The sequence below is a fragment of the Chryseobacterium carnipullorum genome (genome assembly GCF_900142785.1).
Taxonomy (GTDB): domain Bacteria; phylum Bacteroidota; class Bacteroidia; order Flavobacteriales; family Weeksellaceae; genus Chryseobacterium; species Chryseobacterium carnipullorum.
The window spans coordinates 1-1,275 of sequence record NZ_FRCD01000053.1 but is presented as its reverse complement, the minus strand read 5'-3'; the positions used below and the strand labels follow the sequence as shown (position 1 = coordinate 1,275).

At 37.9% G+C, this 1,275-nt stretch carries 2 protein-coding genes; both read right to left on the bottom strand.

Annotated features, from left to right (window positions below):
• On the bottom strand, positions 1-716 hold a 716-nt coding region (locus BUC06_RS23300), incomplete at its 3' end, for an IS3 family transposase (protein WP_228423906.1).
• On the bottom strand, positions 704-1,275 hold a 572-nt coding region (locus tag BUC06_RS23295), incomplete at its 5' end, for a transposase (RefSeq protein ID WP_228423905.1). The genes BUC06_RS23295 and BUC06_RS23300, both read right to left, overlap by 13 nt.

Here is a 1,275-nt window from a genome sequence, read left to right as displayed (position 1 = left end):
GTTTTAAATTTCTTAGTGTAGAACATTTCAGATTTTAAAGTCCCAAAGAAGTTTTCTATTACCGCATTATCCAGGCAGTTTCCTTTGCGGGACATACTTTGGATAATTCCTTTTTCTTTTAACAGATGCTGATAGGCTTTCATCTGATATTGCCAGCCTTGATCAGAGTGGATAATGAGGTTTTCAGTATTCTTGATTTTTCTAAACCCCTTTTTGAGCATATTTATGACCTGTGCAAAAACAGGTCTTTCCGAGAGATCGTAACTCACGATCTCGCCGTTGTACAGATCAATTATCGGTGAAAGGTATAATTTACTGCCCGAGACGTTAAATTCTGTCACATCAGTGGCCCATTTTCTGTTGGGCAGATCTGCCTTAAAGTTCCTCTCAAGAATATTTGGCGCTATCCTGCCTTGCTCTCCCCGGTAAGATCTGTATTTTTTAACCCTAATGATACTTTTCAATCCCAGGGTCTTCATTAATCTCAATACCGTTTTATGATTGATTATAATTCCTTGTTGTTTCATGACCAAAGTGATACGACGGTATCCCAACCGTCCTTTATGCCTATGATAAATCTGTTTTATCAAAGCTTTTATCTCTCCATATTTATCCTTTTTCTTAAGTACTTTCTGATGGTAATAGAAACTGCTTCTGGCCATACCTGTACAATCCAGAAGGACCGACAGATCATATTTTCGCCTTAATCCTTCGATGGCCTCTGTTTGTTCTTTTTGAGAGTTAAGGCGTCTAACTTTTTTAGAAAATCAATTTCGGCCCGCAGCCTTTCGTTTTCCAATAAAAGTTCTTCTTCTCGGGTTAATGGCTTATCGGACTTTCTTTTCTTACGTTTGTAATCGCTCATAATGCGGGGTCTTCCTTTGGGGGTATTCTTTAACCCTAAAATACCACTTTTTTCATAATCCCTTTGCCAACTCAACACAGTAGACTGCGCTGCGATATCGAATCGGATACATGCTTCCCTTTGTGAGAGATGTTCTGTTTCGATGGCTTTCAAAACTTTAATCTTGAAATTCAACGAGTAGCTCCTGTTTTTTCTTGGTTGTAGTCCCAAGGTTCCGTACTTGTTATAAAAACCGATCCACTTGCGCAGATTGCTTTCATTAAATCCTTTCTCTGTTGCTATAGATTCAATCGAACGATGAGAATTTTTGTGAAGTTTAATACATTCTAATTTGAAAGCAACGCTAAATTTTTCTTTTCTATACATAAAAAATGCCCCTAAAAAGTGTCTAACTTTTTGGGGGCAGTCCA